Origin of the sequence: Streptomyces sp. NPDC048291 (genome assembly GCF_043201715.1) — a bacterium.
In the GTDB taxonomy this organism is placed as follows: Bacteria; Actinomycetota; Actinomycetes; order Streptomycetales; family Streptomycetaceae; genus Streptomyces.
This window is the reverse complement of sequence record NZ_JBICZC010000006.1, coordinates 369201-385159: the sequence shown is the minus strand read 5'-3', so window position 1 is coordinate 385159 and position 15959 is coordinate 369201. Positions and strand designations below refer to the sequence as shown.

At 72.6% G+C, this 15959-nt stretch carries 11 protein-coding genes; 7 read left to right on the top strand and 4 right to left on the bottom strand.

From position 1 onward, the window contains the following. Nucleotides 1–62: 62 nt before the first annotated feature. Together ACGF5O_RS18490 and ACGF5O_RS18485 are read right to left on the bottom strand one after the other, a co-directional pair. A complete protein-coding gene (locus ACGF5O_RS18490; RefSeq protein ID WP_393810913.1) occupies nt 63–1118 on the bottom strand; it encodes a hypothetical protein in 1056 nt (351 codons plus the stop codon). Nucleotides 1119–1620: 502 nt separating this feature from the next. Beyond that, nucleotides 1621–2742, bottom strand: a complete 1122-nt coding sequence (locus tag ACGF5O_RS18485) for a PP2C family protein-serine/threonine phosphatase (protein WP_393810912.1) — start codon at nt 2740–2742, stop codon at nt 1621–1623. A gap of 180 nt (nt 2743–2922) precedes the next feature. Between ACGF5O_RS18485 and ACGF5O_RS18480 the strand changes: the two genes are divergently transcribed. From ACGF5O_RS18480 to ACGF5O_RS18470, 3 genes are all read left to right on the top strand, one after another. Beyond that, nucleotides 2923–3363: a hypothetical protein gene (locus ACGF5O_RS18480; protein WP_393810911.1), complete on the top strand. Its 441-nt coding sequence runs from the start codon at nt 2923–2925 to the stop codon at nt 3361–3363. Nucleotides 3364–3702: 339 nt separating this feature from the next. Continuing rightward, nucleotides 3703–4683, top strand: a complete 981-nt coding sequence (locus ACGF5O_RS18475) for a hypothetical protein (RefSeq protein WP_393810910.1) — start codon at nt 3703–3705, stop codon at nt 4681–4683. 113 nt (nt 4684–4796) lie between these two features. After that, nucleotides 4797–5390 (top strand): HAD family acid phosphatase, encoded by a 594-nt coding sequence (locus ACGF5O_RS18470; RefSeq protein ID WP_393810909.1) that lies wholly within the window; start codon nt 4797–4799, stop codon nt 5388–5390. Here ACGF5O_RS18470 and ACGF5O_RS18465 read toward each other — a convergent pair. Next, nucleotides 5369–6733 (bottom strand): PLP-dependent aminotransferase family protein, encoded by a 1365-nt coding sequence (locus tag ACGF5O_RS18465; RefSeq protein WP_393810908.1) that lies wholly within the window; start codon nt 6731–6733, stop codon nt 5369–5371. The genes ACGF5O_RS18470 and ACGF5O_RS18465 overlap by 22 nt on opposite strands. A gap of 88 nt (nt 6734–6821) precedes the next feature. Here ACGF5O_RS18465 and ACGF5O_RS18460 point away from each other — a divergent pair, with 88 nt between their 5' ends. Beyond that, nucleotides 6822–7736 (top strand): alpha/beta fold hydrolase, encoded by a 915-nt coding sequence (locus ACGF5O_RS18460; protein ID WP_393810907.1) that lies wholly within the window; start codon nt 6822–6824, stop codon nt 7734–7736. 240 nt (nt 7737–7976) lie between these two features. Beyond that, a complete protein-coding gene (locus ACGF5O_RS18455; protein WP_393810906.1) occupies nt 7977–9932 on the top strand; it encodes an FUSC family protein in 1956 nt (651 codons plus the stop codon). Nucleotides 9933–9993: 61 nt separating this feature from the next. On the opposite strand, the gene ACGF5O_RS18450 is transcribed toward ACGF5O_RS18455, so the two are convergent. Further along, the gene (locus tag ACGF5O_RS18450; RefSeq protein ID WP_393810905.1) at nt 9994–12060 is read right to left on the bottom strand and encodes a PhoX family protein; all 2067 of its coding nucleotides are present in this window, start codon (nt 12058–12060) and stop codon (nt 9994–9996) included. Between the two features lie 686 nt (nt 12061–12746). Here ACGF5O_RS18450 and ACGF5O_RS18445 point away from each other — a divergent pair. Continuing rightward, nucleotides 12747–14057, top strand: coding sequence for a VWA domain-containing protein (locus ACGF5O_RS18445; protein ID WP_393810904.1), 1311 nt, complete (start codon nt 12747–12749; stop codon nt 14055–14057). A 139-nt stretch (nt 14058–14196) separates the two neighbouring features. Next, a complete protein-coding gene (gene metG, locus ACGF5O_RS18440) occupies nt 14197–15921 on the top strand; it encodes a methionine--tRNA ligase (protein ID WP_393810903.1) in 1725 nt (574 codons plus the stop codon). Nucleotides 15922–15959 lie beyond the last annotated feature (38 nt).

The window sequence follows — 15959 nt, the reverse complement described above, 5'->3', positions numbered from 1 at the left end:
GCACGAGTGCCACGCGGCCGCACGAACCACAGCAGGTTCGTGCGGCCGCTTGTCGTGAATGGCTAGTTCGTCTGCAACTGCCGCAGGTGCTGCTGGACGTTCTCCAGCGCGCCCTCCCGGCGGCCCGGCACCCTGAGTCTCAACTCCGCGAGCGCGGGCCCGAGTTCGCGGGCCCGCGCCGTGTCCTTGATGGCGCCCCACTGGTGGTGGGCCCGGTCCACGGCCGCCTCGACGGCCGGTGCGTCGGCCGGCTGCCCCGCGGCCAGCCGGGCGTGCGCCACGGTCAGCCAGGTACGGCAGCTGCGGGCCGCGTCCCCCGCGAACATCGCGAGGTCGGCCCGTACCTCGGACCAGTGCAGGGCGTCCTCGGAGGCCGGCCCGTGCGCTCGTGCGGCCGCTTGCTCCCAGCGGGCGGCCAGATCGTCCGCCTCGGTGTACCGGCCGTCCCGCACCGCCGCGCTGATGGCGTCGTGCGGATCCCCGCTGTCCGGGGTGTGCGTGCTGAGCAGGAAGTCGGCGGCGGCCTCCGCCCCGAGCCGCGCGAGCACCTGCCGGTGCAGCTCCGCCATCGCCGGCCGGTGCCCGCTCCGCAGCACGGTCGCCACGGCCTTCATGTACGACGGTACGGCGACCCCCCGCCGGGCGGGCGGCGGCGCGATCCGTCCGTGCACGGTGTTGTTCCGCCCGCAGTCGAGCGGAACGGTGTGCAGCTGCTCCCAGGTCTCCGGGTCCGCGTGCAGGTCGAGCACCAGCGTCGTCGCCCCGGCCGGCCGCAGCCTCAGCTCCTCCCGGATCCAGTGCCAGGGCAGGCCGGTGTAGCGGACGGTGGCGGGCGTGGTCCGGGCCAGCGCGAGGTGCGGCAGCCGCTGCTTGCGGTCCAGGTGGAGCTGGCCCGTGACGAAGACGGTGAGCGGGCCGGGGGCGGCCGCGGCGGCCCGCAGCCGGGTCAGGACGGCCTGCGGTTCCAGGGGGTCGGCGAGTTCGACGACGTTCGCGGTGTCGGTGCCGGAGAGTATCGCCGGGGGCACGGCCGCGAGCACGGACAGCACGGAGGCCGCGTCCACCATGCGCGCTTTGCCTGTCGGCGAGGCCGCGATCAGCAGCACGGTTCCGGGCATCCGGCCCTCCCCCTTTGTTCCCCGTTTTCACTTACGCCAGCACGGTAACCGCTGCGCTTGCAAAGCGGGTGCCACAGGGGAGCTTTGACCCGGGTAACAACCGGTACGCCCCCCACACCCTCCCCCCACGACCACCCTCACTCCCCTTGACACCCCGGCTCCCCCTGACACCTCGGCTCTCCTCGACACCCCGGCTCCCCTTCACACCCCCGCCCCCCTTGGCATCCCCGCTCTCCTTGGCACTGCCGCCGCCTTCTTTCCCCGCCGCGACGGCGCTCAGCCATGACGGTGCGGCTCGGCGGTGCCGAACTGCCGCTACCCGCCATTGGACTCCCGGCCGGTTGCGGAGTGCAGCGCCATCGTGGCCGGTCGCGCAGTTCCCCGCGCCCCTAGGGAGCTGCGTCGCGGCGTGCTGCATTGTCCCCGCCCGCCCCCGACGGCCGGCCGGTTGCGGTGCGGCGTGCTGCTTTGTTCCGGTCCGCCCTCCCCTTGCCCCGCGGCCCTAGGGGGTTGCCGTGCGGCGTACCGCGAAGATTGTGGTGTCGTCGGAGAGGTGGTTGTGGGTGTGGTGGAGTACGGCGTCGCGGATGTGGGTGACGAGGAGGGGCGGCGCGGGGGTCGGGGCGAGGGTTGCCGTCCTGGTGAGGTCGAAGAAGGTGTCGGCGGCGTTTCTCGCCTCGGTCACGCCGTCCGTGGTGATGAGGAGGGTCTCGCCGGGGGCGAGGGTGACGGTCAGGGTGGGTGGGGGGCCGGCCGTGGTCGTCAGGTCGGCCATGCCGAGGGGGAGTCCGTGGCCCGGGGGGAGGGGGCGTACCCCCGTCGGCCCCACCGCCAGCGGCGGCTCGTGACCGAAGTTGATCAGTTCCACGACGTCCGGGGAGTCGGGCGGAAAGCTCAGCAGGACCGCCGTGGCGAAGCGGTCGCCGTCGTCCCGGCCCAGCGCCACCGTATGGCCCCGGTGCCGGACCATCCGGGTCTCCAGCCGGTCGGCCACCGTCGCCAGGTCCCGTTCGTGGTACCCCGCCTCGCGGAACGTCCCGAGCAGCGCCGCCGCCGTCTCCACCGCCCCCAGCCCCTTGCCCTGCACGTCCCCGACCAGCACCCGCGTGCCGTACAGCCCCGGCTGGATGTCGTAGAAGTCGCCGCCCACCCGGGCCAGGCTGTCGGCGGCCAGGTACACCGCCGCGTGCTCCAGCCCGGCCCACCCCTGCGGCAGCGGCCGCAGCACCGTACGCAGGGTCGTCTCGGCGATGTCCCGCATGTGCAGCATCCGCCGCTCGCCCTGCCTGCGGACCACGCAGGCGAGGATGGCCAGCAGCCCCGCGAAGGTGACCAGGATGAAGTCGGGCAGACCGGCCTGGTGCTGCTGGGGCCAGGCGCTGTCCACGGCGACGTAGTCGAGGACCGAGAGCACCGCGAAGACCGCCGTCGTCCACACCCCGCAGATCGCCGCCGCGATACCGGGCACCAGGACGATCCAGGAGACGATCCGGAACCGCTCCGTGGTGTTGAGGTCGACCGCCGTGATCCCGGCGAGCAGCAGGAGCGGCGCCGCCCATGCGATGCTCCGGCCCCTGACCCACAGCAGCTCCTTGAGCCGCCGCAGGGCCTGGTGGTCGGTCACGAGAGTCAGGGAAACACGGGCGGGGACGCGTCGCACGTCGTACGGGACGCCGTGCAAGCCGTCGTACGGAACGCCGTACGGGACGCCTACGGGACGCCGTCGAGATGTGCCGACCGACTTGCCAGGGGGTACCCGCAGGTGTGCTCTGGAAGGTGGGGGCGAGGAGAGAGGAGCACGCTCATGGCTCAAGCTGCACCCACGTCCGGCGGTATGCCCCGCAGCGGCCGGACGCCCGACGTGTTCAGTACGCGGATGCACGCCAGGGCCCGGATGGCCGTACCGGTCGTGACCGGGCTGATCTACGGCTACTGGGCCGCGGCCAACCGGCGCATGGGCGGGCCCATCACCGGCTGGAACCTGCTGTTCGGCTTCCTGACCGCGCTCGTCTTCGCGGTGGTGCTGTTCGCCGTGCTGACCATCGCCCCCCGGCTGCGGCGCGAGCTGCACGCGGTGGTGTGGACCGCGTTCATCGGCATCGCCTTCGGCTTCCTGTACAGCCAGAGCGGCGACTCGGTCCTCCGGTCCGTCGGCATGGCGCTCGCGGTCGCGGCGGTGACGTTCATCGTCATGTTCTACCGGTTCTACACGCACGAGGACGCGACCGGACACCGCATCCGGTAGCCCCGCGTCCCGCGCGCGGTCCCGAGCGTGGGCCCCGGCCCCCACGGCCGGGGCCCACCTGTTTCCCCTGTTTCCCCTCACCAGTCGCCGAGGCACCGCGGGCGCCCGGCGACGCTCCCAAACCAGGAAACACCCGTTCGGGTCAACCCTCCACCGGAGCGCGGCGCCCCAAGGGATTCCGGGGGCCCGCACCGTCGTCGCCGCCGTCGCCGCCGCCGTCGTCACCACCGTCACCGCCGTACCGCCCGTTCGCGCGCCGCTCCGCCCCGCGATACCCCCGCATGCCCCGAATGCATCACCCCGCTCGCCTGACCGGCCCTCAGGGGCTTGCCTGGAACCGTGCCCTCAGTGCCCCCGGGGTCCCCGTGGCCCGCGCCGCCCTCAGGTCTCCGGCGCGCCCTGTCGGCCCTGCTGATCGCGCTGGGCTGCCTGCTGCTGCCGTTCGGCGTGCTCGCGGCCTGGGCCGCGTACGGGCTCGCGGACACCGGACAGTACGTCAGCACGATGGCGCCGCTGGCCGACGACCCGGACGTCCGGGACGCCGTGGCGGACACCGTCGGCGACGGCATCATGCGCGAGGTGGACGTCGGCCGGCCGATGCGCGGCACGGTCGCGCCGTTCGTGCGCGACGCGGTCCGGTCCTTCACCCAGACCCGGGCGTTCCGGCTGGCCTGGGACGCCGGCAACCGGGCCACCCACGACGCCGTGCTGCGCGCGCTCCAGGACGAGCGCGAGGAGCCCGTCACCGTCGACCTGGCGCCGGTCACCGCCCAGGTCAAGGACCAGCTCACCCAGGACCATGTGCCGCTCGCGGCCCGCATCCCGGTCCAGCACACGGCCGTCGCGGTACTCCCGGCGGCCGAACTGGACCGGCTCCGGAAGGGGTTCCACGTGCTCGAGGTCGCCGGCTTCTGGCTGCCCGTCGCCGCCGTCGTCTTCGCGGTCGGCGGCATCGCCCTCGCCGTCCACCGCCGCCGTGCCGTCATGGCGACCGCGCTGGGCACGGCCCTGGGCGGCGCCCTGCTCGGCCTCGCCCTCGTGATCGGACGCCGGCTCACCCTGGCCGACCTGCCGCCGGACGTCCCGCACCCGGCCGCCGCAGCCGTCTACGACGCCCTGACCTCCACTCTCCGCACGGTCTCCTGGCTGCTCCTGGCCCTCGGCCTGACGGTGGCCGCGATGGCCTGGATCGGCGGCCGCCTGCGCCGGTCCGGTCCGGAGGAGCCGGACGAGCCGGTGCGAACGGCCGCCGGCGCGGCCGACTCCGGTTCACTCAGGGCCGATTCACAGACTCCTGACCAGAACATGCCAGTCATGTAACCGGCTGCTTCTCCGGGAGTCACCCGGCGGGCGCACCGGCCGACCACCGTGGCGCAACGACGGCCACCGGTACGGAACACCGGCGGCCGACGTGAGCTGAGGAGCCCCCACCGATGAACCGTCCCGCCGCGCGCCGAGCCGCCGTCGTCCTCACGGCCGGCCTCGCCCTGTCCTTCGCCGCCGCGCTGCCCGCCCAGGCCGCCGACTCGACCGTCACCGAGGCCCAGTGGCTGTCCGACGTCGCCGCCGTCACCGGTCCCGCGCAGACCTACATCGACAACCGCGCCGCCGCCAACACCTCCGGTGCCAAGCAGGCGATCGTCCTCGACATCGACAACACCTCGCTGGAGACCTACTTCGAGGGCGGCATCACGATCCCCGCCACCCCGCCGGTGCTCGCCCTCGCCCAGGACGCGCACGCCAAGGGCATCAGCGTGTTCTTCGTCAGCGCCCGCAGCGACCTCTACAACGTGGTGACCAAGGCGAACCTGAAGTCGGTCGGCTACACGGTCGACGGCCTCTACGCGCGCACCGTCGCCCAGCTGCTGACCGAGTCCGTCGCGGACTTCAAGACCTCGCAGCGCAAGGCGATCGAGGCGAACGGCTACGACATCATCGCCAACATCGGCAACAACACGACGGACCTGACCGGCGGTTACGCCGACACCACCTACAAACTGCCGGACTACGAGGGCCTGCTGGACTGACCGTCCGCCGGGGGCTGCCGCGGGCCGCGCGCCGCGAGGGCGGCCAACGTCCGCAGGGCCGCCGCCAGTTCCGGTTCCGCCGCCGACGCCAGTCCGAGCCGTACCGCGTCCGGCGTCCGCTTCGGGTCCACGCGGAAGGCGGTACCGGGGGTGACGGCGATCCCGCGGGCCGCCGCGGCGGCCGTGAAACCGTCCGCCCGCCACGGCTCGGGCAGCTCCCACCAGGCGAAGTACCCGTGCGGGTCGGCCCGTACGGCGAACCCGGCCAGCGCCTCGCGGACGAGCCGCTGCCGCCGTGCGGCCTGCTCCCGTCTGGCCGCCACGAGCCGTGCCACCGTCCCGTCCCCGATCCACCGCACCGCCGCCTCCAGCGCGAACGCCCCCGCGCTCCACCCGCCGGACCGCACGGCCGCCGCCACCGCGCCCACCCGGTCCTCCGGTACGACGGCGAACCCGGCGGTGAGACCGGGCGCGACCCGCTTGGAGAGCCCGTCGACGAGATGGACCAGCCGTGGCGCGAGGGCGGCGAGCGGCGGCTCGGGACCGTCGTGCAGAAACGACCAGATCCGGTCCTCGACGACCGGAAGCCCCACGTCGGACACGGCTCGCGCCAGTCGGATCCGGCGCTCGGCCGGGACGGTCACCGACGTCGGATTGTGCAGGGTCGGCTGGAGGTAGAGCGCGGAGAGCGGCGCGGACCGGTGCACGGCGAGCACGGACTCGACGACCGGCCCGTCCTCGTCCGCCCGCACCGGGACGAGCGTGACACCGAGCCGGCCTGCGATCTCCTTGACCAGCGGATACGTCAGCGGCTCCACCCCGACCCGGCCGCCCGGCCGTACCAGGGAGCCGAGGGTGGCGGCGATCGCCTGCCGGGCGTTGCCCGTGAAGAGGATGCGGCCGGGGGCGGGCCGCCAGTCGCCGGTGGCCAGCAGCGCGGCGGCGGCCTCCCGGGCGTGCGGGGTGCCGTCGGCGGCGGCAGGCCGCAGGGCGACGGTGAGCGCGTCGGGCCGCAGCAGCGGCGCGAGGGCCGGGGCCAGCAGCTCCGACTGCCCCGGTACGGAGGGGTAGTTGAGCTCCAGATTGACCCGGGCGGCACCGTCCTCGACCAGCGCCCGCCCCTGCGGCACGGCCTGCGCGGCCCGCACGAAGGTCCCCCGGCCGACCTCGCCCACCACCAGCCCGCGCCGCACGAGTTCGGCGTACACCCGCCCGGCGGTCGAGGCGGCGATCCCGTGCCGGCGCGCGAACGCCCGCTGCGGCGGCAGCCGTTGTCCGGCCCGCAGCCGCCCCCGCGCGATGTCCAGCGCGATCCGGTCGGCGATCCCCCGGAAGTCGTCCACGCGGTCCCCTCTCCGACGGCATCTCTCATTGCACCGAGCGCAAAGATTTTATTGCACCGAGAAGTTGTGGATCCCTAGGGTCGTCCGCATGCCCCCCTTCCTCGCATACGACGACAATGCCCGGCAAACACCACACAACCCGCACACCCCGCGCCACCCCCTCCCGCCCGCTCTCCCTCTCCTCCTCATCCACGGCCACCCCTTCGACCGCACGATGTGGCAGCCCCAGGTGGCCGAGTTCGCCCCGGCCCGCCGGGTCGTCGCCCCCGACCTGCGCGGCTACGGCGCCTCCCCGGTCACCCCCGGCAGCACCCCGCTCGCCCGCTTCGCGGCGGACCTCGAGGAACTCCTCGACGCACTGGACATAGGGACCTGCGTGGTCGCCGGCCTGTCGATGGGCGGCCAGATCGCGATGGAGTGCTACGACCGCCTCGGCCCCGACCGGGTCCGCGGCCTGGTCCTGGCCGACACCTTCCCCGACCCCGAGACCCCGCAGGGCAGACGGGCCCGCAACGCCATGGCCGACCGGCTGCTGAGCGAGGGCATGCGCGGCTACGCCGACGAGGTCCTGGAGAAGATGGTCGCCCCGCACGCCCACCCCGACGTGAAGGCCCACGTCCACCGCATGATGACGGCCACCCACCCCGAGGGCGCCGCGGCAGCCCTGCGGGGCCGCGCCGAACGCCCCGACTACCGCCCGCTGCTGGCCGGGGCGACGGTCCCCGCCCTGATCGTGGTCGGCGCGGACGACGCGTACACCCCCGTCTCCGACGCCGAGGCGATGCACGCCCTCCTCCCCGACTCCACACTCCGGATCATCGACGGGGCGTCCCACATGCCCAACCTGGAACAGCCGAAGGAGTTCAACCGGGCGCTGGGCGAGTTCCTGGCACGACTCGACGAAGAATCACGCCCCCCGAAAGCCCGGCAGCACCCATCCCAGCCCGCCCGGCATTTGACGACGAGGCCCTTCAGCACCCACCCCAACCCGCCCGGCATTTGACGACGAGGCCCTTCAGCACCCACCCCAACCCATCCGAAACCCAAACCCGAAAGCCGGACAGCACCCACCCCAGCCCGTCCGGCGTTTGAGGACGAGGCCGTTCAGGCCGATGCGGGGGGGCCGGGGGCGGCAGCCCCCGAAGCGGTGCCCGCAGCCTCGTTGCTGCCGTCGCCGACACCGGCCACCGTGCCCTCGTCGTGGAGATCACGCTCCACCGGCACAAGCCCTGATAATGGGCGCATGTCCCGCGAGTTCCCCATCGGCCTCACCCCTCCCGACTGGCTGGTAAGGAACCTCCGGCCCCAGCAGGCCGCCCCCCTCAACTGGGCCGCCCTCGCCCGCGCCGCGCTCGCCATGAGCCTCCCGCTCGTCGTCGGGCTCGCGGCCGGACAGCCCGCGTACGGGGCGCTCGCCTCGATGGGCGCCCTGTCCGGGGTGATCGGCGACACCGCCGACGCCTACCGGATGCGGATCCTCAACATCGCGGTCCCGCAGCTCTTCGGCGCCGTCGGCGTCACCGTCGGCTCGCTGGTCTACGGCCAGGGCTGGCTCACGGTCGCCGTGATCACCGGCATCGCGCTGCTCTCCGGGATGATCTCGACGATCGGCGCGGTCTCCTCCGTCTCCGGCCTGCTGCTCCTGCTCAACTCCGTGATCGGCGCCGGCCTGCCGCTGCCCGGCGCCTGGTGGCTCACCCCGGTGCTGATGACCGGCGGCGGCCTGCTCGTCCTGCTCCTCGCCCTGCTGGCCTGGCCGCTGCGCTCGGGCGTACCGGAACGCTCGGCGGTCGCCGCCGCCTACCGCACCGTCGCCGACCTGCTGTCCGTCAGCGACGGCGACGACGACGAGGCGTACGACCGCGCCCGGCACACCGTCACCCAGTCGCTGAACGAGGCGTACGACCTGATCCTGGCCCGGCGCGCCCGGTACCACGGCCGCAGCAGCGAACTCACCCGCATGCTCGCCCAGTTGAACGCGATCACCCCGGTGGTGGAGGCCGCCCCCGCCGTCCGGCTCGCCCGGCGCGCCGGAAAGCCGCTGCCGCCCGAGGTCCCGACGGCGGTCCTGCACATCGCCGACGCGATCGAGACCGGCTACACCGGCCCGACAGGGCTGGACCTGCCCGCGCCCGGCAACGAGACCGGCCGGGCCGTCGACCACGCCCTGCGGCACGTCGCCGAGGTCGCCACCAGCCCCGACGTCGACCCCCGCGGCATCGACGACCGCCTGGGCCGCCCCGCCGCCCTCGGCATCCGCACCGCACGGGCCGCCCGCAACGTCGTGCTCTCCGCCAACTCGTGGCGCTACGGCATCCGCCTCGCCCTGTGCATCGGCATCGCGCAGGCCCTGGTCTCCCTGGTCCCGGTCCCGCGCTCCTACTGGGTCGCCCTCACCATCACCTTCGTCCTCAAGCCCGACTTCGGCTCGGTCTTCTCCCGGGCGCTGCTGCGCGCGCTCGGCACGGTGGCGGGCCTGGTGGTGGCGGCGACGGTCCTCACCGTCGTACCGCGCGGCTGGTGGGACGTACCGGTGATGATGGTCCTGGCGCCCCTGGTCCCGGCCCTGACCCCCCGGGGCTACGGCTTCCAGACCGCCGCCATCACCCCGGTCATCCTGCTCCTCTCGGACAACCTGAACCACCAGGGCACGGCCCTGCTGCTGCCCCGGCTCCTCGACTCCCTGATGGGCTGCGCGATCGCGCTGATCGCCGGGTACCTGCTGTGGCCGGAGAGCTGGCGCACCCGGGTCGGCGACCGGCTGGCCGACGCGGTGGCGGACACGGCGGCCTATGTCGAGCTGGCCTTCAGGCCCGGCGCGGAGCCGGCTGCCCGCGCCCGGCTGCGCCGCCGCCTCTACCGGGACCTGTCCGTGGTCCGCACCGAGTTCCAGCGCGCCCTGACCGAGCCGCCGCCCACCGGCCGCCGGGCGGCGGCCTGGTGGCCCCTGGTCGTCGCGGTGGAACGCATCGTCGACGCGACGACGGCGGCCCGGGTCCGGGTACGGCACGGAGCGCCGCCCCCGGACCGGGCCGAGGTCGATCAGGTGACCCTGCAACTGCGCGAGCTGGCGGAGGGCGTCCGCAGCTCGGAGACCCTGGTCGCGGTACGCACCGACCTCACGGGCCCACCGGACAGCGTCCTGGAACCACTGCGCCAGGAGGTGGCGGCGGCAAGAGCGATCGCCTCCCCCCACTGATCACTGTCACTGACCACAGCCACCGGCCAACGCCACCGACCACAGTCACTGACAACTTCCGTCACACGCCGATGTCGCACCCGTCCTTGCGCCACACGGCGACGACGGCGGGCCGCACGATCTTGCCGGGCCCGTCGGGCCAGGTGCTCGCGGGGTTCTCCACGCTCGCGCCCGTGATCTCACCGGGGTGCTGCACGGCCACCAGCACCCGCCGGTCCTGCACCAGCGGACCGCAGGTCTCGGCGCCGGTCGGCACGGTCAGGAACTGCTTCAGCTCACCGCGCCTGGCCCCCGTGGTCGCCACGCCGAACAGGCCGTCGTGCGAGCCGAGCTGGTTGCCGTCGGTGGAGATCCACAGGTTGCCGTGCGGGTCGAAGGCGACGTTGTCGGGGCAGGAGATCGGGCTGACGTCGTCCTTGGGGAAGCCGGCGAAGTAGGTCGCGGGGTCCTCCGGGTCACCGGCGACGAGGAAGAGCGTCCAGGCGAACCCGGTGCTGTCGGCGCGGTTCCAGCGCTCGGTCAGCTCCAGGATGTGCCCGTGCTTGTTGGCGTTGCGGGGGTTGGCCTCGTCGGCGGCGGCGTTCGCGCCGACACCCCGGTTGGTGTTGTTGGTGAGCGCGACGTACACCTTGCCGGTGCGCGGGCTGGGCTCGATGTCCTCGGGCCGGTCCATCTTCGTCGCGCCGACCTTGTCACCGGCGAGCCGCGTGAAGACGTACACCTCCTCGGCGCTCATCCCCTCGACGTGCGAGACGGCACCGCCCGCCGTCGCCGTGGCCAGCGGAATCCACTCCCCGCTCCCGTCGAACTCCCCGTCCGCGGGCAGCTTCCCGGTCCCGTCGATCTCGATGGCGGGCGAGTCCCCGGTGAGCCGGGCGACGTACAGCGTCCCCTCGTCGAGCAGCGTGGCGTTGTGCTCCCGCACGCCCCGCCCGTTGCCCCGCTTCATCTTCTTGCTGCCGACGAACTTGTAGAAGTAGTCGAACCGTTCGTCGTCACCGGAGTAGACGACGGGCCGCCCGTCGTCGGTCATGCGCACGGTCGCGCCCTCGTGCTTGAACCGCCCGAGCGCGGTCCGCTTGCGCGGCGTGGACTCCGGGTCGTACGGGTCCAGCTCGACCACATACCCGAACCGGTGCGACTCGTTCGGCTCCTGGGCCACGTCGAACCGCTTGTCGAAGCGTTCCCACTTCCGCTCGGTGGCCCCGGTCCCGAGCCCGTAGCGCTTGTCCGTGGCCCGCGTGCCGTTCGCGAAGTACTGGTTGAAGTTCTCCTCGCCGTGCAGGGTCGTCCCCCACGGGGTGGTGCCGCCGGAGCAGTTGTTGAGCGTCCCGAGGACCTTGCGGCCGCTCGGATCGGCGGAGGTCCGGAGCAGACCGCTGCCCGCGGCGGGACCGGTGAGCCGGAACTCGGTGGTGGCGGTGACCCGCCGGTTGAGCGCATGCCGCGATACGGCGGTGAGCGCCCCGGTCTTCCGGTCCTCCTCCACGACCACCACCCCCAGCCCGTGCGCGGCCCAGGCCACCTCGACCTGGTTGCGGGTCGGGTTGGCGGCGTCGTACCCGCGGAACATCAGCACTTCGTCGGTGTACTCGTGGTTGGCGACGAGGATCTGCCGGCGCGGCTCGCCGGGCAGCGGCAGCAGCGCGAGGAAGTCGTTGTTGTACCCGAACTGCCCCGCCTGGGAGGCCGCCGTCTGGTTCTCGGGGTCGAACCTGGGCGCCCCGCGCAGGATGGGCTCGCCCCACCGCACGACGACGTTCTGCCCGTAGCCGTCCGGAACGGTGACGGTGTCGGCGGTGTTGGGCGCGACGGAGCCGAACCGGAGCCCCCGGGCCCCGGCAGCGGGTTTGGAGGCACCGCCGCCGGTGGCGGCACTGGCGGACACCGCACCCGCACCACCCACGCCACCCACCGCACCCACCGCGACGGCCACGACCGCCGCGGCCCGCACCACGCTCCGACGGCTCACGGCGTCGGCGATGACATCGCCCACGTAGGCGTTGGAGCTGGTGTTGGGCACCTCGTGGAAGCAGGCGTCACCGCACCGGAACCGGCAGGTGAGGGCGGACCGCCCGCCCGGATGCGAGTGGGCCCGTGTTCCTACGATCGGCAGCAGCTTGCGCACTTTACTCTCCCCTTGCGAACTCTTGGCGTGAGCGTGACGGTAGGGGCGTGGCTGTGCACGCGAACAGCCGCCGAATGAACGGGAGATGAACTGACCTATGCCGACAGGTACTTGGAAACGGGCTGGGACTCGACCGCCGCTCGCCCGACAGGAGTCATCGACCCTCCCCAAGATCGCAACCTGGGGCCGCTAACCTTACGTGTCCGTCCTGGCCAGCGATTGACGGGTATCAACTCACGCGAAGGGTTGCGCACATGGGCATTCTCACTCTCCTGCGGAACGCATTCGGCAGGTCGCGAAAGCCGCGCCCTGCCGAGGCAGAGGGTGCGGACCAGCTCCCTTCGCAGTCGAAGCAGCAGGCGCCGAAGCCGGAACCGGAAGCCTCGGCGGCAGTTCCGGAGCCCCGCCCTGCATCGACCGACGAACACGATCTGGTCTCAGCAGCTTTCGACAACGTAACGGTTCCGAAGCAGGCAACCCGCCTGATCGAACCAGAGGTGGAAATCAAGCCGGAAGCAACACCGGAGCCCACCACGACAACGGACCCCAAGTCCGCCCCTACGGCAGAGGCAGAGCCGACGACCGAATCCGCGGCCGAGCCTGCGGCTGAAGCCGAGCCGACGACCGGGCCGGAGACCCCGGAGGCGGAGGCAGAGCCGACGACTGAGCCCGAGACGCCGGAGCCCGTGGCCGAGGCCGAGCCGACAGCCGAGCCCGAGGCATCGGAGCCGACGGCCGAAGCAGAGCCGGTCATCAAGGTCGAGGCCGAGGTGACGGTGGAGCCGGTGGAGCCGGTGGAGCCGACGGCGGAAGCCGAGGCCGAGGTCAAGGCTGAGGTTGAGGCCGAAGCCGAGGTTGAGCCCGAAGCGGCAGCCGAGCCGGAGCCGACGACGGAAGCGCCCGAGGAGACGGCCTCGGAGCCGACGGCCACGGCCGAGGCAGAACCGGCGGCGGAGCCCGAGATGGTGGCGCAGCCGGAGACGGAGCCCGCGTCTGTGACCGAGCCGGAGCCGGCGTCGGAGCCCGATTCCGAGCCGGAGCCGGCAGCCGAGGCGACCGCCGAACCGGAGCCCGCAGCCGAAGCGGCAGTCGAACCGGAGCCGGCGGCCGAAGCAGCTGTCGAACCGGAGCCCGCAGCCGAAGCCGCCGCCGAACCGGAGGCCGAAGCCGCCGCAACACCCGCGCCCGAGCCCGAGCTCGCGTCCGCGCCCGAGCCGGCAGCCGAATCCACCCCGGAACCCGTGGCAGCCGCCGCAGCCGCCGACGGCGAATCCGCCCCACAGGGGCCACCCGCACCCGACAACGAAACTGTCACGGGTGGTGCGGGTGGGAACACGGAGGCCGAAGGCGAAGCCGAGGCCACGGCCCCCGGCGACGCCGCATCCAGCGCCCTCGCCAAGGCCGCCCTCACCGGCACCCACGCCGCCACCTACCTCGTCCTCGACCGCTCCGCGAGCATGCGCCCGTACTACAAGGACGGCTCCGCCGCGGCCCTCGCCGACCAGACCCTCGCCCTCGCCACCCGCCTCACCCCGGCCGGCGAGAACCCCACCGTCCACGTCGTCTTCTTCTCCACCGAGGTCGACGGCACCACCGACCTCACGCCCGCCTCCCCCGAGAACGCGATCGACGAGGCGCACGCCGGTCTCGGCCGGATGGGCCGTACCAGCTACCACGCCGCCGTCGAAGCCGTACTCGCGCACTACGACGAGAACGCCGGCGCCAAGGCCCCCGGCACCCCCGCCCTGGTCGTCTTCCAGACGGACGGCGCCCCGGACGCGAAGACCCCGGCCACCCAGTCCCTCACGGACGCGGCGAAGTCCCACCCCAGCGTCTTCTTCTCGTTCGTCGCGTTCGGCGAGCACGAGAACAAGGCCTTCGACTACCTCCGCAAGCTGAAGACCGACAACGCGGCCTTCTTCCACGCGGGCCCGACCCCCCTGGAGCTCACGGACGCCGAGCTCTACGACGGCCTCCTGATCGACTGGCGCCCGTAACCCCACACCGCACCACACCGCACGGCCCCATGCCGCCCGCTTCTCACCCAATAAAACGGGAAGCGGGCGGCATACACATGTCGGCTACGATTTCAAGGTTCGCAATAGCAGCAACAGACCGACCTGGGAGCAGCCCCCGATGGCTCGACACCTCATCACCAGCGCCCTTCCGTACATCAACGGGATCAAGCACCTGGGCAACATGGTGGGGTCCATGCTCCCGGCGGACGTGTACTCCCGGTACCTCCGCCAGCGCGGCCACGAGGTCCTCTACATCTGCGCGACGGACGAGCACGGCACCCCCGCCGAGCTCGCCGCGAAGGAGCAGGGCCTCCCGGTCGACGAGTTCTGCGCCCAGGCGCACGACGCGCAGAAGGCGGTCTACGACGGCTTCGCACTCGCGTTCGACTACTTCGGCCGGAGCTCCTCCGCCGAGAACCGCGAGATCACCCAGCACTTCGCCCGCCGTCTGAACGAGAACGGCTTCATCGAGGAGCGGTCGATCCGCCAGGTGTACAGCCCGGTCGACGGCCGCTTCCTCCCGGACCGCTACGTCGAGGGCACCTGCCCGCACTGCGGCTACGACAAGGCCCGCGGCGACCAGTGCGAGAACTGCACCCGCGTCCTGGACCCGACCGACCTGATCAACCCGCGCTCGGCGATCTCCGGCTCCACGGACCTGGAGATCCGCGAGACCAAGCACCTCTTCCTCCTCCAGTCCAAGCTGGAGAACGAGGTCCGCGAGTGGGTCTCGAAGCACGACAAGGACTGGCCGCAGCTGGCCTCCTCCATCGCCCACAAGTGGCTGACCGAGGGCCTGCACGACCGAGCGATCACCCGTGACCTGGACTGGGGCGTCCCCGTCCCGGCCGACACCTGGCCCGAGCTGGCGGCCGAGGGCAAGGTCTTCTACGTCTGGTTCGACGCCCCGATCGAGTACATCGGCGCGACGAAGGAGTGGGCGGACGCGGCACCCGCCGGGGAGACCCGCGACTGGAAGTCCTGGTGGTACGACGTCGACGCCGACGTCCGCTACACGGAGTTCATGGCGAAGGACAACGTCCCCTTCCACACGGTGATGTTCCCGGCCACCGAACTCGGCGTCCGCGAGCCGTGGAAGAAGGTCGACTTCGTCAAGGCCTTCAACTGGCTGACGTACTACGGCGGCAAGTTCTCCACCTCGCAGAAGCGCGGCGTCTTCACCGACCAGGCCCTCGACATCCTCCCCGCCGACTACTGGCGCTACTTCCTCATCGCCAACGCCCCCGAGTCGGACGACTCGTCCTTCACCTGGGAGCACTTCACGGCGACGGTGAACAAGGACCTGGCCGACACCCTCGGCAACTTCGTCAACCGCGTCCTGTCCTTCTCCAGGAAGCGCTTCGGCGACGACGTCCCGGCCGGCGGCACCCCCGGCGAGGCGGAGGCGAAGCTCGGCACGGAGATCGCCGCGCTCCTCGCCGAGTACGAGTCCCACATGGAGTCCCTCCAGTTCCGCAAGGCCGCCGCGGCCCTGCGCGCCCTGTGGTCGGCCGGCAACTCCTACCTGGAGGAGAAGGCCCCCTGGCTGGAGATCAAGACCGACAAGGACGGCGCGGCGCTCACCCTCCGCACCGCGATGAACCTGATCCACCTCTACGCGGTGGTCTCGGAGCCCTTCATCCCGGCGACGGCGAAGACGATGCGCGAGGCGTTCGCCCTCGCCGACGACACCGCGTCCTGGGTCACCGCCGACGAGGCGAAGGCACTGGCCGCCGTCCCGGCCGGCACCCCCTTCACCGTGCCCCCGGTCCTGTTCGCGAAGCTCACGGACGAGGACCTGGAGACGTACAAGACCCGCTTCGGCGGCGAGACCACCGCATAGAGCCACCCCCCGAAGGGCCGGCCGGAGGACCCCTCCCG